Below are 23,227 nucleotides of genomic sequence, written 5' to 3' on the forward strand. Positions count from 1 at the left end.
ATACTAGAGTGTTAGCTAAAGTCCAAATTCAAGCCTCTATAGAACTTACTTCTTATAGGGCGTTTCCCGTACAGGAAGAGAACATCTTAGTTTGCCATCATACCTGTAATAGGCTAAAGCTACAGCAGGTGCGGTAGGAATGGAAGAGATCTCACCCACCCCTTTGGCCCCATAGGCTATTGATGAGGAATTCTTTTCGATAATGATTGACTCGATCTCGGGCACTTCTGTCGATCGGAAAAGGCCCAGTGTGCCAAATTTAGCGGTTGGCACACCTTTCTGAAGGGGAAAATCCTCACGCAGGGCATACCCTAATCCCATGGTAACCCCTCCTTCAATTTGCCCTTCAATAGCCTTCGGGTTGATGGCCTTGCCAACATCGTGCGCTGCCACAACCTTTTCAATTTTCCCCTCGACATTCAATAAGACAACTTGACAGGCATAACTGTACGCCACATGACTGATTGGATTTGGTTTGTCCGAATCCATTGGGTCAGTTTTCCCAAGGTATTCGCCGCTGAATTCGCTCCCTTCCAACTCTTCCAAAGGAGTCTTATACAAGGCTTGTTGCAGTTTGAGAGCAGCCTGTCGTGCTGCCTCACCTGTAAACATAGTCTGACGCGAAGCGGTTGTCGTACCGGAATTAGGCGTCCTTGATGTATCCGGAGCACCAACTTCGATCAGATGCAAAGGCAATCCCGTAGCCTCATGAACGATTTGGGTAGCAATTGTGGCAAAGCCCTGCCCAATACAAGCAGCACTGGTGAGGACCACCACTTTTCCTTGGTCAATTTTAAGTTTAACCCGACCAGTATCGGGAAGACCTACCCCAATTCCTGTGTTCTTCATGCAACAAGCAATCCCTGCCGCATGAGGGTGAGATTCATACACTTCCCGAACCGCCAGGAGCGTTTCTTTAATTGCTGTCCCCTCATCCGTAATCTGGCCAGTCGCATTAACCATGCCTGGTTCCAGCGCATTACGATAACGAATCTCCCACGGTGAAATTCCCACCTTTTCTGCTAAGAGATCCAAATTGATTTCTGCTGCAAAACATGACTGCGTTACTCCAAAGCCTCGGAACGCACCTGCAGGAGGATTATTCGTATAAACACAAAGGCCTGTGATATCGACATTTGGTATCTGATAAGGACCGCTGGCATGGGTACATGCCCGCTGCAAGACCGCTGTACCTAGTGAGGCATAAGCTCCCGTATCTGCTACAATGTTGGCCACCATTGCAGTCAATTTCCCTTCTTCATCACACCCGGTCGTGATATCTAACTCCATGGCATGCCGCTTAGGATGAACTAAGATACTCTCTTTGCGGGTGAAGGTCAGTTTCACCGGTTTTTGGGTTTTCATGGCTAGCAAAGCCGCATGATGCTGGACCGTTAAATCCTCTTTACCACCAAATCCACCGCCGACCAGTTTACTGATCACGCGGACTTTTTCTGCTGGAAGCCCGAGCATAGCCATAATTCCATGTTGGTCATCATAAATGCCTTGGTCCCCGACATAGATCGTGATTCCACCATCTGCCTGAGGAATAGCTAACGCACTTTCCGGTTCCATAAAGGCATGTTCTGTCGGTGGCGTCGAGTAATGCTGGGTGATAACATGCGCCGATTTAGCCAATGCTTCCTGGGTATTCCCTCGGTTGATTTTTGTCATACTCAACAGATTCCCTTTTGGATGTATGTTATGAGCTTGCTCCGCAAGAGCATCGGTTGGACTGAGTATTGGTTCAAGCTCTTCATATTCAACTTTAATAAGCGCTAAAGCTTCACGCGCTTGTTTTTTGGTTTGCGCCGCCACTAAAACAAGGGCATCGCCGATGTAACGCGTTTCTTGTCCGATAGCAATTAAGGTCGACCAATCCTGGAAAATATGCCCGTGATCAGGGTCACCCGGAACGTCTGCCGCTGTCATGACGGCTTCTACGCCAGGATAGCCACTTGCCGCGGATATGTCAATATTCTTCACAAGCGCCCGAGGATATTTAGTCCTCAACACGGCTGCATGGAGCATTTGATCAACATACATATCATCGACATATTGCCCAGTTCCCAATACTTTCTCGCGAGCATCCACTCGATGAATACTAGTCCCAATCCCTGCCCCAGATTGGGGATTGACCTGGAGCTCTCCTCGTAATACTTTGGCTGCTAGCATAATCCCTTCTTCAATCTTCACATACCCAGTGCAGCGACAAATGTTCCCCCGAATGCTCTGTTTTATTTCTTGGGACGTGGGGTTCGGCACCTTATCGAGCAACGCCTTAGCGCTAATGACCATACCCGGTATGCAAAAGCCGCATTGCACAGCTCCGGCTTGGGCAAAGGCCCAAACATAAGCTTCCCGCTCTCGCTCAGATAACCCTTCCACGGTCAAAAGCTTTTTCCCCGCGACCTTACCAACAGTCAATAAACAGGCTCGCATTGCCTTGCCGTCTATTAATAACATGCACGCGCCACAAGTTCCTTCTCCACACCCATTTTTGAGTGACGTTATCTGGGCCTCATCACGCAAGAAATCCAGAAGGTTCATATCCTCTTGTACAGAGTACACTGTATTGTTAATATCAATTTTAAACATTTCCCCCAACCTTTCTCTCAAGAAATGGCTTGCGGGATAAATATATCCCTGTGGGTCCTGCCTCCTGAAGTTGACCGTCTTTCACAACGTGTTTACCACGTAGGAAGACGTGTTGGACTTGGCCCTTCTGCTCGAGGCCTTCATAGGGAGTATAGTCAACCTGTTGATGAAGAGTTTTGGCGGTAATAATCGATGAAACTCGGGGATCCCAGACTACGAGGTCTGCGTCACTGCCAGGGGCGATGGTTCCCTTACGCGGAAACAAGCCGAATAATTTTGCTGCCTTCGTCGAAGTCAGACCTACAAATTCGTTGATCGTTAATTTTCCGGTCATAACGCCATAGGTATAAAGCAATCCCATACGCGTCTCTACTCCAGGCGCACCACTGGGGATCTTACTGAAATCGCCTAACCCTAAGTCCTTTTGTCCTTTATAATTAAAAGCACAATGGTCCGTCGCTACGGTATCCAGGACCCCCGTTTGTAAACCAGACCACAACCCCTCCTGATGTTCTTTGGAGCGCAAAGGCGGCGAAATCACGTACTTAGCACCGTTAAATCCTTCTGAACGATAATAACTGTCATCGAGGAGGAGGTATTGTGGGCACGTTTCCGCATAAACATTTAACCCTTTGCGTTTCGCTTTCTCTACGGCCTCCAGTGCACCACGACAGGTGAGATGGACTACATAGAGAGGCGCATCAGCAATCTGAGCAAGGGTAATCACTCGGTTGGTTGCCTCTTCTTCAACTTCAGGGGGTCTGGTCAGAGGGTGATAATACGGAGCAGTCTGCCCCTGCGCACGCGCTTCTCGCACCAAGTAATCGACGACATCTCCGTTCTCACAATGAACACAAACCAGAGCCCCACACTCTTTTGCCTGGCGCAAAGCCTGCAATAAAGCGCCATCATCCACCTGCAGGACATTTTTATAGGCCATATATAGTTTAAACGAAGGAACACCCTCTTGATGAACTAAATCGGTCATTTCTTGGGCAACTTGCTCATTCCAATCAGTTATGGCCATATGAAAACCAAAGTCTACATAACATTTGCCATCCGCCTTAGTATGCCAATTTTCTAAGCCCCTCTTCAGGGTTTCCCCTTTAAACTGAGTGGCAAAATCCAGGATGGTTGTTGTCCCCCCCAGCACCGCTGCTTTCGAACCAGATAAGAAATCATCCGAGGTTGAAAACGTTCCCATCGGGAGATCAAAGTGAGTGTGCGGATCAACTCCTCCCGGAAATAAAAAGCAGCCATCCACACAGATTACCTGATCACCAGGTTGCTTGATCTCATAGCCAATAGCTACAATTCTCTCGCCTTCAATGCGGACGTCTGCTTGATAAAGATCGGCAGCCGTAACAATCGTTCCACCGTTTAACACAATACCCATCTTCATTTCTCCCGTCATCTGGCCCATGCTTATGACCTCTAATTTCTGAATAGGCGCAGAGTGCTTCCCATTAGGGAAGCGTCTCTGCGCTCATTCTTATTCAAAAAGCTACTTAAACCATGATCGCTCTTCTCATTCTAGCGTGAATATCATACGTACTAGAGTCCTGCAGGAAACTTACTGAAGATGAAGCTCTAAGTTAATCCAGTGCACGGTTAATGTTTCAAGGTTCCTCAGAATAAGTTTTAACATTAGTTAACTTATTTCTTAATAAACGTACCTGTAATACCGTTAATTCCGTCTTTTGCTTTTTCAAGAAGCGTAATAAGAGCTGTGCGATTATCTCCAGAAGATGCAAAATCAACCGCTGCCTGAACCTTTGGTAACATAGATCCCGGTGCAAAATGACCTTGCTTAATATATTCTTTTGCTTCGTCTGTTGTAATGCTGTCAAGCCATTTTTCGTCAGGTTTTCCGAAATTAATTGCCACTTTTTCTACTGCAGTCAAGATGATTAGGAAGTCAGCATCAACTTCCTGCGCCAAGACACTGCAGGCAAAATCCTTGTCTATGACAGCACTTACGCCTTTTAGATGGTGTCCTTGTCTGATAACAGGGATACCTCCACCTCCGCAGGTAATGACGATCTCACCGGAATTCAATAAATTTTTGATTGTTTTAATTTCAATGATTTCTTTAGGAAGCGGGGAGGCTACAACCCTGCGATAACCTCTTCCCGCGTCCTCGATTACTTGAAAGCCTTTTTCCTTCGCAAACTTAAGTTCTTCTTCGTTCATGAAATGGCCAATCGGTTTTGTAGGATTTAGAAACTTAGGATCATCCTCATCCACCCGAACCTGAGTGATTACTGTGGTAACAGATTTTTCTATGCCACGGTCCAGCAGTTCTTCCTTCAAAGCATTCTGCAAATCATAGCCTATATAGGCCTGGCTCATTGCGACGCAGACTGACAGGGGTGTGAAAGTTGGATGCATTGGATTTGAACGCCCATAGACATCCATAGCCTCATGAATCATTCCAACCTGTGGCCCGTTCCCGTGGGAGATCACTACGTCGTGTCCTTCTTCGATCAAATCAGCAATAGCTTTGGAAGTACTTTTGACTGCGATCATCTGCTCAGGCAGATTGTTACCCAGTGCATTTCCGCCTAAGGCTATAACAACTCTTTTTTTCATGATGCTAATTCAGTCCTTTTAATTAGTCTTAGGCGAACGCTTAGTCAAACTTTCTTTGCTTGGCAGCTTTCTCCAAGGCGCTTAAAGTAGCCTGTGGATTTTTAAATTTGCTTAAGAATATCATAGCGGCAATAACATAAGGCTTATAGCTTGCTTGCTTGTAGAGTGGAATACGATATCGATCAAATACGCTGGCATCGACTTCGCCTTCATCACAGCTTACACCCGTGATATCCGCTGGCAGACAATGCATATAGGTGGCTTTGCCAGCCTTTGTCAACTTCATCATTTCTTCTGTGCAAGCCCAATCTTTATGCTCTGCATTCTGGGCCAGTAATTCCTTTTCAAGGGCCTTGATCCCATCCGAATCGCCGTTCCCATATAATTCAGTGCGTTTTTCCATCGCTACAAATGGAGCCCAGCTCTTTGGATAAACGATGTCGGCATCTCTGAATGCTTCTTCCATGCTGTTTGTTTTTGTGAAAGATCCTCCTGATTTTGCAGCATTTGCCTTGGCGACTTCTTCTACATCTGACATGATCTCATATCCTTCAGGATGTGCAAGGACTACATCCATTCCCATACGAGTCATTAAACCGACTATACCTTGAGGCACAGAAAGCGGCTTTCCGTAGGAAGGTGAGTAAGCCCATGACATGGCAATTTTCTTTCCTTTCAGGTTCTCTACACCACCAAATTCATGAATGATATGCAGCATGTCGGCCATCGACTGAGTAGGGTGATCTATATCGCACTGTAGGTTTACTAGGGTAGGTCTTTGCTCCAAAATTCCATCCTTATTTCCTTGCTGTACAGCCTTGGAAACTTCACGCATGTAAGCATTTCCCTTGCCGATATACATATCATCACGAATACCAATAATATCTGCCATAAAGGAGATCATATTTGCAGTTTCACGAACTGTTTCGCCATGAGCTATTTGGGATTTCCCTTCATCCAAGTCCTGAACCTCTAGTCCAAGAAGATTACAGGCCGATGTGAAGCTAAAACGGGTACGAGTAGAGTTGTCACGGAATAAAGAAACCCCAAGTCCGCTTTCAAAAACCTTAGTAGAGATATTGTTTTCTCTCATAAAGCGAAGAGCGTCAGCAATAGTGAATAAAGCTTCTAACTCATCATCTGATTTTTCCCAAGTCAGCAAAAAGTCATTGTTGTACATATCTTTAAAATTCAGATTGTCTAATTTTTTAAGGTAATCATTCAAGGTTTTCATAAAAATCTCCTTATTCTATGATTATTTTTGATAGTTTGAAGTATGCAACAGCTGAGCGGCGCACATGCGACGGAACAGGATTTTCCTAGTGCCACATGCGCCAAGGATGGGCATAGCATGCGGCCAGAAAGCATAAGGGTTTTGACGTTTTAGCTTCAGTGCTGACCAGAGTAGCAACGGAACCTATGCGATGGGCGTAATCACTACTCGCCTATTTTTACGAGATTTTCTGTTGCCTTGGGCATCAACTCAGCATACTTCTGAACATAAAGACTCGGAATCATCGCATACATGGCCGCACAATCGACCAGTTCTTTTTTCCAGGTCCGCTCATTCGGAGCGTGGGCTTGATCTTCATGACCAGGACCAAAACCAATGCAAGGGATACCGTATCGACCCATAATTGAAACCCCGTTTGTGGAGAACGTCCACTTGTCAACCACTGGATCTTTACCGAATAATCCTTTGTAAGAATCTTCTAAGGTAGAACTTACAGGATGACCCTCCTCGATGAGCCAAGTAGGGAAATAGCATTCTGTCGGATAAACCAAATTCGTATATGAAGGTCGTTCATACATATACATCGTAACTTCTGCTCCTGAAGATTTTACCGAAGGAAGGTTTTTAATCTGTTGAACAGCATATTCCCAGGATTCGCCCGCAGTTAGACGACGATCAACCGAAATCCAGCAACTATCGGCAACTGCACAACGAGATGGAGAGGTGTGGAAGATTTCAGAAACGGTCAAGCTCCCTTTACCAAGGAACGGGTGATCTAAGAGATTTTCGTGGAGTGCACGCAGTTCTGAGATAATCGGAGCCATTTTGTAAATCGCATTGTCACCGCGCTCTGGCGCCGAGCCATGACAACTAACTCCCTTGGTCATAACCTTAATTTCCATCCGACCGCGGTGTCCTCGATAAATTTTCCCGTCGGTCGGTTCGGTAATTACTACGAACTCTGGTACAACTTTGTCTTCATTAATAATGTACTGCCAACATAAGCCATCACAATCTTCTTCCTGTACAGAACCAACGACAACCAGAGTATAGTCATCTTCTAAACCGAGATCCTTGATGATCTTTCCAGCGTAAACCATGGAAGCCATTCCGCCGGTCTGGTCAGAGGTACCGCGCCCAATAATGATTTCTTCATCTTCATACCCCAGATAAGGATCATACTTCCAAAGGCTTGGGTCGCCGACGCCAACCGTGTCAATGTGCGCATCCATCGCGATCAAATGTTTGCCATGACCAATATAACCTAAGATGTTGCCCATTGGGTCAATATCCACTTTGTCGAATCCTACTTTTTCCATCTCTTCTTTGATACGCAGGACGACTTTCTTTTCATCGCAGCTCTCGCCAGGAATGGCGATAAGGTCCCGTAAAAACCGACTTATTTCCGGCTCATATTTTTTGGCCAGGTCAAGAACTTTTGCAAAATTAGTATCCAAAATAAAATTCCCCTTTCGCTCCTCTTGGTCGATCGATGATATAACCTGAATCATGCTTTAGTGTGATCTTTCTGGTTCTATTTAATGCAAGAACAATGCCAATCGCCTAGGTAACAAAAAGTCATTCTGGAGGCTCATTTAAGTTGCCGATCTCCCGTAAATCCATCCTCTATTCTTACGCTCAGTCTCAAATTGAGATAATAATTTAACGAAACTAGACAAATCATCTCTCTAGAACGGCACCGATTCGACACACTTTGCATTTCGTCTCATTTTGAGACCGAAATCCAGTTTTGATACATCGTTTCAGCCAATTTGATACTCCTTAATCTTCCGATAGAGGGTTGCTCTGCTAATTCCCAGTAATTTTGCCGCATCGTCCTTATGCCCCTGACTATCAACCAGACTTAAGGCCTTCAGGATCGCTTCCCGCTCTAACTTCTTTAAATTAAGGGATGAGTTTTGAGACTCGGGTTTGAGCAGAGTTTTAAACCGTTGCGGTAAAGTGTCGGAGGTAATGTTTCCTCCCGCCACCATTGTAACGCAATATTCAACGACATTACCTAATTCGCGGACATTACCTGGCCACGAATAGTTAGCTAGGATATCTATCGTTTCCTGAGTAATGCCACTAACCGACCTATCAGTTACTGTAGCATAATAATCCAAATAGAATTGAACTAAAATTGGCACATCCTCAAGACGTTCACGAAGTGGCGGGATCGTTAAAGGAATTACACTTAAACGATAATAGAGATCTTCTCTAAACTCGCCCGTTTTTACCATTTCATCTAAGTCCCTGTGCGTTGCTGCGATTATGCGAACGTCCAGAGGAATAGAGCGCGTCCCCCCAATGCGTTCAACTCTTCTTTCTTGTAAAACTCTGAGGATTTTGACCTGCAAGTGCAGGGGCATGTCTCCGATCTCATCTAAAAAAATCGTACCATTGTGCGCTAACTCAAATTTCCCCAGTTTGCCACCCCGTCTGGCACCCGTGAACGATCCTTCTTCATAGCCAAATAGTTCACTTTCCAGAAGATTTTCAGGAATGGCTCCGCAATTTATGGCAATAAAGGCATGTCCTTTTCGCTTACTGCTCTGATGAATCGCCCGCGCTAACAGCTCTTTGCCTGTGCCGCTCTCGCCTTGTATCAGGAGCGTTGCCTTACTCGGAGCCACGTGTAAAGCCAACGCTTTCAAGGTGTTCATTTTAGGAGACTCGCCAATGATCTGTGAGAAATGGGTTTCGATCTCACTGACAGTTGCCTCTTTGACCAGTTTCTTAATTTGCTTGATATCTTTTACCGAGATTACTGCGCCTTCAATGACCCCGTTATTTTTGATAGGGACAACATCACAGTAAAGTTGGGTGGCCACCCTTTTCCCTCGAATCGGACCAGAAAAAGGATCCCCCCGTTCCACTGCGAACCATAGCCTTTTATCATCCAACAGTTGATACAAAACCTGATCTTGGTTTTCGTCAATATCCAGTAATTTAGCAGCTAAGGTATTATAATGCGTTACGTGCTGCTGATCATTGATCAGTAAAATCCCATCGTGCAAGAGATTCAACACCGTGAGCAATTGGCTCGTCATCAATTCTCGTTCATAATTATGCTGATTTTCAATAACCTTTCCGACAAGGAGTTCTGCCATCTTTTCCAGAAAGAGCAGCAAAGATTGCTTGTTATCCATTAGGCGTTTCGTTTGCTTTTCATTGAAGCTTACTAAGCCAATCGCCCCTATAATATGTTCTTCTACGCGTATTGGAATAGCTACTTCCGCATACTCCTGACAATTCCCCCGGCTTGGACAAGGCTGACAGAGATCATTAAATCCAGGATCGTCAATAATAACTGCTGCTCCAGTCTCCATCACATGCCGATAAACAAAACCATCATCCATCGGAGAACCGCATTGGCTCTTATATTTTCCCGTCCCTGCAACCCGTATAAGATCGGGATCGGCAATTTCAACCTCAATCTTTAGAGCTGCAGCAATGGCATCTGCAGTCTGTTGTACAGTGCTCTTAATATCACTAAGACGATACATGCTTTACCTCATATTTTAGTTTGCTTTTAAACTATATTATATACAATTTTTCGGCATTTCGCTTATTCCAATATCACCAAAGATCTAAATTCCTTTCAGACAAAAAAAGAAGCACCTTATCTCCAAAGAGATTCGGTGCGCCGACCATGGATGGTCAAGTGTCCCTGTAGCCCACGAAAACACTGTTTTCGCACGGATTACCCTTCTTGCAGACACGGGCTTCGCACGTATTAACCTTCTTGCAGGATGGTGAGAAGGGACCATCGCCATGACGATAAGCGGACGAGCTTATCGCCACACTGCAACCTATTACGCATACTCCTGCAGTGTGGATTGGCTAGATGCCGTGATGGTCGAGTGTCCCTGTAACCATCAATTACTTACCAGTTGACGGTAATTCTCCATCCCACACGATGCTGCGATATTTATAGGGATCTGTATTTCCTTCTGTGTTGAAGATTAAAATTTGTGAGTTTTCATCCAGACCTAACACTTCCCTAGCTCCTTTAAACTCTTCAGCTTGCAAAATAGAACTGAGTAATCCTGCGGTCACCGCGCCGGATTCACCGGATATGACTTTTGGATCACCTAGCAGCGGATTAGCCAAAATACGCATTCCCCGCGCCGCTACCCAATCAGGACAGGAAACAAACAGATCGCTGTAATCACGCAATATATTCCAACCAATCAAATTGGGTTCTCCACAGGCCAATCCTGCCATAACAGTTGCCATGTCTCCGCCAACTACTCGGGGTTTACCATCCCCTGCCAAGGCTGATTTATATAAACAATCCGCTTGATTGGCTTCCACGATCACTGTTTTAGGACAATTTTCTTTAAACAAGGACGCAAAATAACCTTGCACAGATCCTGCCAACGCTCCAACCCCTGCCTGAATAAAAATATGAGTCGGTTTCTGGACACCAAAGCTATTTAACTGTTCTAAGGCCTCGGCCGACATTGTTCCATAGCCTTGCATAATCCAACTTGGGATCTCCTCGTACCCTTCCCAAGAGGTATCTTGGACAACCACCCAACCCTTCTTCTCAGCTTCGACAGCTGTCATGCGCACCGCATCGTCATAATTCAAATCCGTGATCTCAGCCTCGGCACCTTCTTCTCTGATTTTCTCAAGCCGATACTGAGAAGACCCCTTAGGCATATAAACAACTGATTTTTGGCGCAACTGTCTAGCGGTCCATGCTATACCCCGACCATGATTCCCGTCGGTAGTCGTGGCAAAGGTAATATCCCCCAATTCTTCCTTGACCTCTGGGGAGGTGAGTACCTCAAATGGCAATTCACTAATATCTTTGTTAAGTCTTTGGGCCAGGTATCGGCCGATCGCATAGGAACCACCTAAAGCCTTGAAGGCATTTAAGCCAAAACGAAACGACTCATCTTTGACATAGATTCCACTTACACCTAAGTTCTTAGCAAGTCTTTTAAGTTCGCGTAAAGGGGTAGGCAGATAATCAGGGAACGTCCGATGAAAATTCATAGCCTTATCTATTTCCGACTTATTGAAAAGTTCGGTTGAAGCACCCGTTCCATTTTCCTTATGCATATTGTTTTGTATCCATTTAATTTTTTCATTCATAACCAAGATCTCTCCTCTTTTTATTGCTTAATGATATGTTTTTTCAATACGACATCAAAAAAACAATTTGTTGTTTTGCGCTGATGTCTACTTTATAATGCAATTATTATGCCAACTTTGAATCGATTGGTCAGCTAAGCTCAAATCCGCGACCCAGACCCCTAAAAAATAATAACTAAGGGATTCTCACATTGATTGTGAGAATCCCTTGAATTATTTAACTATACTTTTGGTTATAAGTTATTATCCGGTTATTAAGCTAGTAATTACATCAGATAGCTTTAATATCCGTACTTAGCGGAAACTATAACTATTAATAAAAGCATTCCCTTGTCTTGATGATATTATAAATCATATCATTGTATGGTACGTCTATATTAAGCTTTCTACCTAATTTAATGATTACATGAGTGAGACTATCTATTTCTGTTTTATTTTTTCTCTCTATATCTTGAAGCGTAGAAGATCTGTGGTCATAAGTCGAGGGAATTAGTTTTTCATAAAATTCCTTTTTGTAGCTTTCGGCATTTTCCCAATAGGAACTATAGCCTGCTGCTATCATTACTTGAAATATCTCATCAATGATTTTATTCATGATGTATGTTGAATAACTAGTTTCAGTTAGTTTCCCATAGTTTACATTAAAAATTGCACCCATTGGATTTAATGTACAATTGTAAAGCATTTTAGCCCAGAGAGCCTTGCCAATTTCTTCAGTAACCTCGCAAGGTATTCCTCCATCATTAATTCCTTTGGCAAGAGGAAGGATACAATCAAGACTATTTCCATACAAACTTCCGATCAGCATGGGTGCTGCATGTACTGTGACTTCACTTATGTTTAATTCCGGACGGGTAAATCCAGTAATAACACGTGCGGAGTAAATCTGTTGTTTATCAAAAAATTTCAGGAAGACCTCATCATTGCCAAAACCATTTTGGAATAAAACAATCTTGCCAGAAGCCTTTAAAATATGTTTATTATGCCCTAATTCTTCAGCTATTTCTGCAGAAATCGTCGTCTTCGTGCAGACAAGAATGAAGTCATAATGTCCTTCTTCTATAGCCTGAAGCTTTTCATAGATCCTTACTTTTCCTGCAGGAATTACAACGCTTGGAAATAATCCTTTTCTCACAATTCCGTTTTTCTCTACGGCCTCTTTAGTTTTTCCTTTGGCGAAAAGTTCTAAGTCCCAGCCCACATCACTTAAGGAAGCGCCGATCGCAAGCCCTACTGCTCCTGAACCGATTAGAAGTGCTTTCATACTATCTACCACTCTTTTCAAAAAAATATTATGCGTTCTATACAAACATATCCTTAAATTAAATGAATGTAAACAAGCCTCCCCCGTTTCACCTACTTAATTTCTTTACCAGACCTATCAATCCCTCCTTACTCTCGCTGCATACCCGCAGTGAAATACATCGGATGACTAGGACCTGCAGGATAGACATATTGTATCAATAATTCTCATGCCTCTTTATCTCCCTGACGCGCTTGTTTCACTAATTCCGCGACCTGTTCCCAAGCTAATCTTCTCTTTCGCTCTTTGCTACACCCTATAGATGATGCATTTGCCACGAAAGTTCCTTTCAAAAAAAATAGTGATGTTATCATCTTGATAATATCACTAATACTTACCGAATATTATAAATAAATCTCCCTTTGCCGCTGTCCCTAAATCAAGCTGTACCACTTTGTCAATTTTCATCCACTAATTCCCTGAGCTTAGACAGAACTCCATCCCTTTTCATACGTAACACGAGACTTAATTAATCAACTTAACAAACTCATCAACAAGCATGGGATCAAACTGTATTCCTTTGAATCTGACAATTTCCGCCAGAGCAGTTTCTTTAGACAGGGCTTTTCTATAGGGTCGATTATTTGTCATAGCATCAAAAGTATCGACAATTGAAAGTATCCTGCTCTGTAACGGAATCTCCTCGCCCTTCAACTTGAAGGGATAACCATTACCATCCCACCACTCATGATGCTTAAGGATCCAATCCGAAATATGAGCGAGGTTAGGCGAGGATTCGGCAATATGGTAACCGATTTCGGTGTGCCGATTCATTTCGATTTTTTCATCTTCAGTAAGCCTTCCGGGTTTAAACAGTATTCTATCAGGTATTCCAACCTTCCCGATATCATGGAATTGAGCAAAGAGACGCATGTCCTCAATCTCATTTTTCGACATACCGATAGCTTCAGCCAACTTGCCCGATAATTCCTGCATCCTGTCGCCATGACCTTCGGTGATAAAATCGCGGACTTCCAGCATCTTGGTAATAATATCAATATTTTTGCTCTTCTCACTCTGCCGATGATGTAGTTTTTCACGGTACATCATATTATCCGCCATCTTCAACAATTCTCTTAAATCCTTTTGTTCACCATTCCCAACAGCATAACCCAGAGAAATGCTTAGGGGTATAATACTCTCATCAGAATTTATTTTATTAAGTAAATTCTCCATTTTAAGCCTTAGGTCTGACAGTTCATTAATAGCTGTATGTTTAATTAATACAGCAAACTCATCTCCACCAATCCTGGCAACGATAGCCTCTTGACCAAAACACTCACCTAAAATATTTGCTGCTTTTTTTAAATAGTCATCACCGACAGCATGACCGAGAGCATCGTTGACCAATTTCAATCCGTCAATATCGCAAATGACAATACCAATTCCTATAGTAGCTTCATTACGGTATTTATTCAATTTATGTTCAAAATAGGTTCTGTTATAAAGACCTGTTGAAGCATCATGGATACTCATGTTATAAAGTCTAATCTCGGATTCCTTACGGCGAGAAATATCTCTAACAACTGCCAGTACCTTATCCTCCCCACATAAAACAAGTCGCACTTCAAAAAAAGTCTCCTGGCATAATTTTTGAGAAGAGATCTCAAAGGTTTGGATTTCACCGGTCTCAAATAGTTTTTCTATGCCTTGTAAAACGCGCTCGGCATTATGCTCCCCAACATAGGCCAAATTCTTGATATTCTTACCTAAAAAACCTGCCTGCAAACGAGAGGGAATAATAGTATTTTCTAAATAATTATCTATTATACTTCCCTTACGATCCAATAAGAAAAACATATCAGGCATAACCTTTAAAAATGCGCTAAGTCTAGTTTCACTTTCTCTTAAGGCTTTTTCTGAATTTTTTCTATCAGTTATATCAACAAGTGTAATAATAACCTTAGACAACCTACCCGATTCATCGAACTCTGGTTCATTATCTCCCATGGTCCATCGAACACTACCGTTGTCAGGATTTCGGATCCCAATAATTTGTTCGCGTGAGGGTTTGTTTGTAGAAATCACTTTGATTAGCGGAAGTTCTTTCAGAGTTAATTTCTGACCATCCTCGTTTATGTAATGCTTAATAATCTCCTCAAGCGCTACTTTGGGAGGATGATCAATGAGGGATTGTTTCATGACAGATTGTTCTATGAGGGGTTCGTCCTGAAGGTTTATAGGGCTTGCCAATTCGAAAAACTTTCTATTGCTTACCAGCATCTCCCCTTCAGGAGAAAACACAGCTACACCCACATGCAGATTAACTAGAAGAGTTTCAATCTTTTCATCACTATCTTCAAGCTTATCAAATGTATCAGTAAGTTCAATGGTCTTGGTCTTTAGTTTCTTTTGAAGGCTTAAATATTGCACAAACAAAATTACAGCTACGGATGCGGTCAGCAACAAAGCACTAAGTAATGTGAACTCGTTAACATTATGGTTAACAATGGCTTTCTGCGAGAATACATAAAACAGGAATAGGGGTATCCAAAACAACTGAAATATATTTCGAATTGACTTAGTCATATTACCTCACCCCTCTAAATCTATAAAGAAATATGTTTCCTTTAATTCAAAATCCGTTGTTCACTTAACTACCTATTTGCTCGCACTTTATTCTAATATAATTCTACAATTTTCTATAAATTCCTTCAATTTTATATAAAAAACACGGTGCTAAACTTTCACGTCGACCCTCTTTTCATAATTCAAAGGATCTCCAGCACTTCCACCTCTGTCTTGAAGAGATCAGAACATAAAGAAAACCCGGCTTCGCCGAGCCTTAGCGAAGGCGAAACCGTTGGTTGCACTTATGCAACAGACGAAGACACTGTTTTCGCACGTCTTAGCCTTTTTGCAGTATGTACCGAAGTTATACTTTCTGATTAGTATAAAGAAAGGCAGCGGTTCATTTATGTGAACCGCTGCCTTTTTACAATATTTTCCCCGTTATTCTCCACTAAGCTTCAAGATTTCCCGATCATATTGGGAAAGGAAATCTGATTATAATTTTTCCGCAATACCTGTTTTTTCATTGAACTCTTCAATCAGTTTATCCAGTTCAGGCCCCATCTGATGCAGCTTGCCCCAGTAATTGTCATAATCGTACCACTGGGCATTCAGTTCATCCAGATCATACTCTTGTTGTTCAATCCAAGTGTAGTACTTGAGATTATGAATGCGTTTTTTGCTCTGGTAAGTCAACTCTTCCATACTGTCTGTTCTAACGCCCAGAACATTGCGATTATGATCAATGGCAGCATTCAGAGTACTGTAAGCTTGGCCTCGTTCTTCTTTCATCTCTTGCAGTCTCGACTGATACATTTCTGCAGAATCCGTTAGGACAGTAATGACAATATCATCTTCCGTTAACTCATAGTATTTAGCGAATTTGATGCAGGATAAGATGTTGGCAGCCCCGGAAATCCCCACCCATGAAAGCTTAGTAATGACCTCTTCAGAGATTCCTTGTTCTCTCAGATAGTCCTGTCCAGCGGGTTCATTAAAGAGACGGAACATACCTAGGCTATCATTATCATCGATGGCGATGACCATATCTGTATTTTTCACATTGTGAATCCAAGGGATATGTTTATCGCCGATTCCTTCAATTCTATGATCACCAAATCCATTGTTCAGTAAGGTTGGGCATTGTAAGGCTTCACCCACAGCAATTTTAGCTTTGGGGAATTGATCTTTCAAATAGTCAGCACTTCCGAGGGTACCAGCGGAACCTGAGGTTAAACATACCCCTGCCAGTCGGCCATTGGCACCAGCTTCGGCTTTAATAATATCATGCATCGCATTACCCGTGACTTCGTAATGCCACAAATGATTACCTAGTTCCCCAAACTGATTAAAGATCACCACATTGTCGCGAGTTCGGCGTAGTTCCCAGGTTTTATCATAAATCTCTTTCACATTACTTTCACAGCCAGGCGTTGCAATTATTTCTCCGGCGACGGTCTTCAGCCATTCAAAACGCTCTCGACTCATATTCTCCGGTAAAATAGCAATTGATTTACAGCCTAATAAGGCCGAATTATACGCTCCACCACGGCAGTAGTTACCGGTTGAAGGCCAAACGGCTTCATGATATTTCGGATCAAATTGCCCCGTCACTAAACGAGGAACTAAGCAGGCAAAACTCGCTCCAACCTTATGAGCCCCAGTTGGGAAATACTTACCGGCCATAGCAATAATTCTAGCCTTAACCCCTGAAATTTCAGGAGGAATTTCAACATAGTTAGGTAAGGCATTGAATAATCCGCCTTCTTTAACCGGTTGGTTTCGCCAAGATATTCTAAACAAGTTAATTGGGTCTACGTCCCATAAACCAGTCGTCTTTAATTTTTCTTTAATTTTGGCAGGAATCTTATCAGGATCTTTCATCTGAGCCATGGTTGGAATAACTACGTTTCTTTCTTTAACGCTCTGCACAGTTTTTTTAAGCTGCTCTTCATTAATGGTTAAATTAATCAAGTTACTCATTCAAGCTACCCCCGTCTTCGTAGTTCGTATTTCGTCTTTCGCAGTTCCAAATCCGTAGTTCTCTGTTCCCCGGTAGGGGGCAATTCACGAATTGCCCCCTACGTAGTTCCAAGTCACCTATACTTTTCAAATTTGTCGTTCGTAGTTCCCTAATAATAGCACCCCTAACATCAAATCCAACGTTAATCTCTTCGTCGCGTTCGTCACATCTCGTTCGAACCACGATCAACGCCTTCCAATCTCACTATAAGCTCGTTAAGCGAGGGCTCTACTTTAATAGGTTCACCAGCAGCAGCGATGGCATTTTTGACGTCTTTTAAACCATTTCCGGTCACAATAGCTACTACTTTTTCGTCTGCTCCAATAATTCCTTTTTCCACCATTAATTTAAGCCCTGCCATACCCGTTACACCGGCTGGTTCACCGAAAATGCCACTTGTTCTGCCCAATTGGCGCATGGCCTCTAAGATGGCTTCATCCGGTACAGCCATCATCAACCCATTCGACTCCCGGACGGCCCGCAAGGCCTTATCTGGATTACGCGGCACGCCGACTGCAATGCTATCCGCTAACGTGTTCTCTTCAGCAGGACGCCAGGGACGATCTTCCAGGAAAGCATCAACCAGTGGACTGCATCCTGTGGACTGGACACCTAAGACTTTGGGCAAACGATCGATCCACCCAGCCAAGTAGAGATCCTTGAAGCCTTTCCAAACCCCAGCAATTGTGCACCCATCACCGACGGAAAGAGCCACCCAATCAGGCACTTCCCAATTCAATTGCTCGGCAATTTCCAAGGCAACGGTCTTCTTCCCTTCGACCAAGTAAGGGTTAATCGCAGCGTTTCGATTATACCAGCCCCAGCGCTCAATAGCCTCTGCAGAAAGTCTGAAGGCATCTTCATAGGACCCTTGGACACTGATAACCGTTGCGCCAAAGATCAGCAATTGGGCGATCTTCCCCTGGGGAGCTCGACTCGGAACAAAAATAACACTCTTTAAGCCCATTGCAGCAGCGCTTCCAGCCAAGGATGAGGCTGCATTACCCGTTGAAGAACAAGCAACCGTCGGGGCCTTTTCCTCAACTGCCTTAACCACTGCAATAATCGAGGCCCGATCTTTCAGAGAAGCTGTTGGATTTTGTCCGTCGTCTTTGACATAAAGGTTACTCATTCCTAAGCTCTTGGCCAAACCCGGCGGTTTATAAAGCGGACTCCAGCCCACTCTAAGATGAGGGCGAGGAGACTCTGGGTGAATCGGAAGAAAAGGCAAATAACGAAAGATTGAAAAGTCTTTGGATTGGGTGAGTTGCTCACGCGACGTCATTCTATTAATCTCTTGATAATCATATTCGACATCCATAATGCCGCCTTTTGAGCCACAAGATGGACAAGTATACGTCCCCGCTGCGGCAGGAAATTCCTTATTACATTCAATACAACGTAGTCCCAACACATTCTTCAATGAAATCACCTCAAATTCTATTCCAGACGCCTTGTGCTAATTCACGTGAACGTTCCCCGATGGCTACTTCATCAATGTCGATGAGTTTTCTGTCCAGCATGCGTACTCGCCCATTGATCACCGTCGTTTCCACCGACCGTCCAGAGACCCCAAAAAGCAAATGTCCTGTCCAATTGTTGGAATTCAGCGGAGTTGGCGGTACATAATCCACGACAATAACATCTGCCCAAGCTCCGGCGACTAATTCCCCAAATTTCCCGCCAAAGAGTTCCGACGCAATCTCAGGGTTATTCCCATAAAGCATCTGGGGAACTTCGCCCCACGCTACACTGGGATCAGCAGCCGCATGCTTATGAAGTACATTTGCTACTTTAGCACTCTCAAACATATCACAGGTATAGCCATCCGTTCCCAGCCCAACCTTAACTCCTTGACTCATCATTTTAAGAACGGGTGTTACGCCCACAGCATTTCCCATATTTGACTCCGGATTATGCACAACTTGAGTTTGCGAAGCCTTGAGCAGATCGATTTCATGATCATCAATATGCACACAGTGCACGGCAATGGTTTTCGGTCCTAGAATCTTGAATTTTTCCAGCCGTTCAACCACCCGCATGCCGTGTTTGCTAACACAGTCTTGAACATCTTCGACTCCTTCAGCAACATGGACGTGAAATCCCGCCCTTTTACTTTTGGCAGCCTCACTGCACGCTGCCAAGGTTTGATCGGATAAAGTTAACGAAGCGTGAAGCCCGAACATCCCTGCGACCATGGGATCAGGGTTAGCCTGACACGCTGCGATAAAGTCAACATTTTCTTGAATACCCTCTTGGGCAATCTTCTCGCCATCCCGATCTGAGACCTCGTAGCAAAAAGCAGCACGGACTCCGATTTCCTTGGCAGCCTTGGCGAGAGTCGATAAGCTTCCGGCAATAGCCATAGGGCTGGCATGATGGTCAATAATCGTTGTCGTCCCCGTTTTGATGCATTCAATTAATGGAGTTAAACCACTAAGATAAACATCATCAAGGGTCAATAATTTATCGAGTTTCCACCAGAGTCCTTCCAGTATATCTCCAAAGCTTTTGGGCGGCTTGCTTTTAGAATCCATTCCTCGGGCGAAGGTACTGTAGAGATGCATATGGGTATTGATCATCCCCGGCATAATCAGCTTGCCATGAGCATCGATAAACTCCGCCTCTGGAAACCGCGCCTGCAAATCTTGAGTTGAACCGATTTCTTGAATCTTATGATCTTGGATTAGGACGCCACCTTGTGGAATAACCTGATTACTTTTACCCAGGGTCAAAACGATACCATTTCCTATTAGAAGCATCTTTTACTCATCCTCTCTGTTTGAAAAACTTTTTCTTAATCATACCCTAAGTAGTATCACCTAATGCACCCGTTCTCAAGTTGGTCGGACTAAAACTATGGCCTTTAAGGAGCACATCGCCCGGCATAGACCACACCCAATGCACCGGCTCATAGTTACTTGAGGCAATTCTTCCGCCATAGAAATCGCATCATTTCCGCCAGATCGACATGCTGTGGAACATATTCCACAACCATCACAGACTTCTTTCCTAATATGTGCCACGAATTGGATGCCCCTCGGAAGCTGGGAGTGTTCAACTAAATACGGCAAGGACCGTCCGATGACATCCGTCAAACTCTGGAAACCCATTTCCTTCATCCAGCCTGCTAAACCTTGAGTAAGGTCCTTGATGATTCCTATGCCGAAACGCAAAACAGCCGTACAAAGTTGCAAGGTACTGGCCCCAAGAAGCAGGAATTCAGCACCATCTTGCCATGTAGTGATCCCACCACTAGAAGCTATATCCAGATTTACTTTTTGCGCGATCTCAGCTGTACAACGCAAAGCAATCGGTTTCAAGGCCGGCCCGGAGAGTCCTCCATACGTTGATAACCCTGCCACATTGGGATAAGGAATCAAGGTCGAGAGGTTAACACCCGTAATGCTCTTTATCGTATTTATAGCACACACGCCATCCGCACCACTGCGTTCTACCGCCGCTGCCGTAGCTATTATATCGGAATCTTGGGCCGATAATTTAATGACCACAGGAACATCGCCAGTTACTTCTTTAACCCAACGAGCGATTTGCTCAGTTCCGACGGGTTCTTGAACCATAGAACATAAACTCCACTCAGCTCCATGCGGACACCAAATACTGCATTCAATAATATCTGCGCCCGCATCAACAAAGCGCTTCGCTAGCGATTGCCAATCTTCCCGCGTGCTCGCCATAATACTAGGAATCACAACTTTATTGGGAAAACGCTTTTTTAAGGCAATTACAATATGTTCAACATCCTCGACCGAATGTTCAGAAACGAGATCTATGTTTTGCAGACCTATAAAAGAGTCTCCCTGTTCAATACGCATGACTAAAGGGAAAACACGACTAACGATACTGGAATCTACGGCAATGGTCTTTAATACTGCCCCAGCCCACCCAGCTTCGAAAGCCTGGATCAAAAGATCGAGATTATCAGTGCTGGGCGAAGGAGCTAAGACAAAGGGGTTCTCTAATCTTAATCCGCAAAACTTAACGGATAAATCGACGTTCATCTCCTAAAACCCCTTCGACATCAGGATTTTAAAATAAAGAAAACTTGGCTGGCGCCCACACACACGAAGACACTGTCTTCGCACGTATTAGCCTTCTTGCAGTATGTAACGAAGTTATACTTTCTGATAAGTGCCAGGAAAGGGTGGAAAAGGAGTCTCTTTCCCACCCAAGCTAATTACCCTTGTATACCGGCACTATCTTTAAGATCGTCCAAGTCTCCCGCACCTTTGCCGCCATTAAAGAAAGCATTGAGCAGAATAGCAGTGATTGAACCTAGGGTTATCCCACTATGCAAGATGGTCTGACTCCAATTTGGAAACAATTTAAAGAAATCTGGCGCTACCACAGGAATTAGGCCGATTCCGATACTGATAGCCACAATGAAAATGTTGTTAACGTTTTTCTCGTAATCGACTTTAGCGAGAGTCTTAATCCCGCTGGCAGCCACAATTCCGAACATAGCAATTCCAGCACCACCGAGCACCGCATTAGGCAAGGAGGCAATAATGGTAGCTAGCTTAGGGAATAAGCCCATGACAACCAAAATTGCGCCCGAAACTGCGACAACGAAACGACTCTTTACACCCGTTAACCCTATCAGACCAACGTTTTGAGCAAACGCTGTGTAAGGGAACGCATTAAAGATACCACCGAGCGTGGTCGCTATGCCATCCGCTCTTAAACCTGCCGTAAGTTCTTTTTCGCCGATCTTTTTATCAACCATCTCACCGATGGCCAGGAAGTCTCCAGTCGACTCAACCATAACAACCAACATAACTAGAATCATGGAGATAATGGCGCCGAGGTCAAACGTAGGATACCCGAAATGAAAAGGCATATCAATGCCTAACCAAGGCGCTGAGGCAACACCCGAAAAGTTAACAATGCCTAGGGGTATGGCAATAATGAGTCCGACAATTAAACCGATCAAGACGCCGATGTGAGCAATAAAACCTTTGAAAAATTTATTGACCATCAGTATGGTTAAAAGCACAATAACAGCAACGGCTATAAATGTTAACGAGCCATATTGTTTGTTTCCCACACCGCCTGCCGCCCAGTTCACACCAACGGGCAGGAGAGAAACCCCGATGATTGTAATGATACTCCCCGTAACAATAGGCGGAAAAAAACGAATCATCTTACTAAAAAACGGTGCTAAAAGAAACGTAAATAAACCCGCAACCATGACTGACCCGAAGATCAAATCCATGCCGCCACTTTGGGCCATGAGAATCATAGGAGTTACAGCAGCAAAGGTGACCCCTTGGATAACCGGAATTTTAATCCCAATCTTCCAGATCCCTAAGGTTTGAAGGAGGGTAGCTATACCACAGGTAAACAAATCAGCATTAATTAAATAAGCGGTCTGTGCTTGGGTTAAACCGGCAGCTCCTGCAATAATTAAAGGTACAGCAACTGCTCCAGCATACATTGCCAAGACGTGTTGTAATCCATAAAGAAAAAGTTTCCCGGCAGGCAGCATCTCATCAACAGGTGCAACAGCGTTTTTTGTATTAGCCATTATTACTTTCCTCCTTATTATCACTACGGTAAGATCAAACTGAGGCTTGGACCACCCCCTTATTAATCATCGTCCTCAAAAGAGGTCCTGCAATAAATTCAAGGCGTTAAACTTTCATGAGGAATTTCTCTTCGCCTCTATATCACTTTCAATAGCAATATTCGTGCCAAATCGACAAAATGACTAAGAATGCTGAATTGCAGGACTCTTCCCAAAACATCTCTCGCCTCTATTTCTCAATACGATAAATAGCATTGAGGAATTCCAACGGCACCCTACAGCATTTAAGAAATATTGTACAATAGACTT

At 43.8% G+C, this 23,227-nt stretch carries 14 protein-coding genes; all 14 read right to left on the reverse strand.

What is annotated here, in order from left to right:
• Positions 1 to 45: 45 nt before the first annotated feature.
• Positions 46 to 2,598: a selenium-dependent xanthine dehydrogenase gene (gene xdh, locus DOT_RS02275; RefSeq protein WP_009613627.1), complete on the reverse strand. Its 2,553-nt coding sequence runs from the start codon at positions 2,596 to 2,598 to the stop codon at positions 46 to 48.
• Complete coding sequence (hydA, locus tag DOT_RS02280) at positions 2,591 to 3,994, reverse strand: dihydropyrimidinase (RefSeq protein WP_009613629.1); 1,404 nt, start codon at positions 3,992 to 3,994, stop codon at positions 2,591 to 2,593. The genes xdh and hydA overlap by 8 nt, the downstream gene beginning before the upstream one ends.
• A gap of 260 nt (positions 3,995 to 4,254) precedes the next feature.
• Positions 4,255 to 5,190, reverse strand: coding sequence for a carbamate kinase (gene arcC, locus DOT_RS02285; protein WP_009613631.1), 936 nt, complete (start codon positions 5,188 to 5,190; stop codon positions 4,255 to 4,257).
• Between the two features lie 40 nt (positions 5,191 to 5,230).
• Entirely contained in the window at positions 5,231 to 6,424 is a 1,194-nt protein-coding gene (ygeW, locus tag DOT_RS02290) for a knotted carbamoyltransferase YgeW (RefSeq protein ID WP_009613633.1), read from the reverse strand.
• Positions 6,425 to 6,627: 203 nt separating this feature from the next.
• The gene (locus DOT_RS02295) at positions 6,628 to 7,881 is read right to left on the reverse strand and encodes a YgeY family selenium metabolism-linked hydrolase (RefSeq protein WP_009613635.1); all 1,254 of its coding nucleotides are present in this window, start codon (positions 7,879 to 7,881) and stop codon (positions 6,628 to 6,630) included.
• A 306-nt stretch (positions 7,882 to 8,187) separates the two neighbouring features.
• Positions 8,188 to 9,933, reverse strand: a complete 1,746-nt coding sequence (locus tag DOT_RS02300) for a sigma-54-dependent Fis family transcriptional regulator (RefSeq protein ID WP_009613637.1) — start codon at positions 9,931 to 9,933, stop codon at positions 8,188 to 8,190.
• Positions 9,934 to 10,309: 376 nt separating this feature from the next.
• The gene (gene dpaL, locus DOT_RS02305) at positions 10,310 to 11,533 is read right to left on the reverse strand and encodes a diaminopropionate ammonia-lyase (RefSeq protein WP_009613638.1); all 1,224 of its coding nucleotides are present in this window, start codon (positions 11,531 to 11,533) and stop codon (positions 10,310 to 10,312) included.
• Positions 11,534 to 11,846: 313 nt separating this feature from the next.
• The gene (locus DOT_RS02310) at positions 11,847 to 12,797 is read right to left on the reverse strand and encodes a 2-dehydropantoate 2-reductase (RefSeq protein ID WP_009613639.1); all 951 of its coding nucleotides are present in this window, start codon (positions 12,795 to 12,797) and stop codon (positions 11,847 to 11,849) included.
• Positions 12,798 to 13,301: 504 nt separating this feature from the next.
• Positions 13,302 to 15,365, reverse strand: coding sequence for an HD domain-containing phosphohydrolase (locus DOT_RS02315; RefSeq protein ID WP_009613644.1), 2,064 nt, complete (start codon positions 15,363 to 15,365; stop codon positions 13,302 to 13,304).
• A 477-nt stretch (positions 15,366 to 15,842) separates the two neighbouring features.
• Entirely contained in the window at positions 15,843 to 17,330 is a 1,488-nt protein-coding gene (locus DOT_RS02320) for a pyridoxal-phosphate dependent enzyme (protein ID WP_040411005.1), read from the reverse strand.
• 203 nt (positions 17,331 to 17,533) lie between these two features.
• Positions 17,534 to 18,793, reverse strand: coding sequence for a threonine synthase (gene thrC, locus DOT_RS02330; RefSeq protein ID WP_009613647.1), 1,260 nt, complete (start codon positions 18,791 to 18,793; stop codon positions 17,534 to 17,536).
• A 10-nt stretch (positions 18,794 to 18,803) separates the two neighbouring features.
• Positions 18,804 to 20,132, reverse strand: coding sequence for a putative aminohydrolase SsnA (gene ssnA, locus DOT_RS02335; protein ID WP_009613649.1), 1,329 nt, complete (start codon positions 20,130 to 20,132; stop codon positions 18,804 to 18,806).
• A 75-nt stretch (positions 20,133 to 20,207) separates the two neighbouring features.
• Complete coding sequence (preA, locus tag DOT_RS02340; protein WP_009613651.1) at positions 20,208 to 21,392, reverse strand: NAD-dependent dihydropyrimidine dehydrogenase subunit PreA; 1,185 nt, start codon at positions 21,390 to 21,392, stop codon at positions 20,208 to 20,210.
• Positions 21,393 to 21,568: 176 nt separating this feature from the next.
• On the reverse strand, positions 21,569 to 22,918 hold the full coding sequence (locus tag DOT_RS02345) for a nucleobase:cation symporter-2 family protein (RefSeq protein WP_040411010.1): 1,350 nt from the start codon (positions 22,916 to 22,918) through the stop codon (positions 21,569 to 21,571).
• Between the last annotated feature and the right edge of the window lie 309 nt (positions 22,919 to 23,227).

Source organism: Desulfosporosinus sp. OT, from assembly GCF_000224515.1.
GTDB lineage: Bacteria > Bacillota > Desulfitobacteriia > Desulfitobacteriales > Desulfitobacteriaceae > Desulfosporosinus.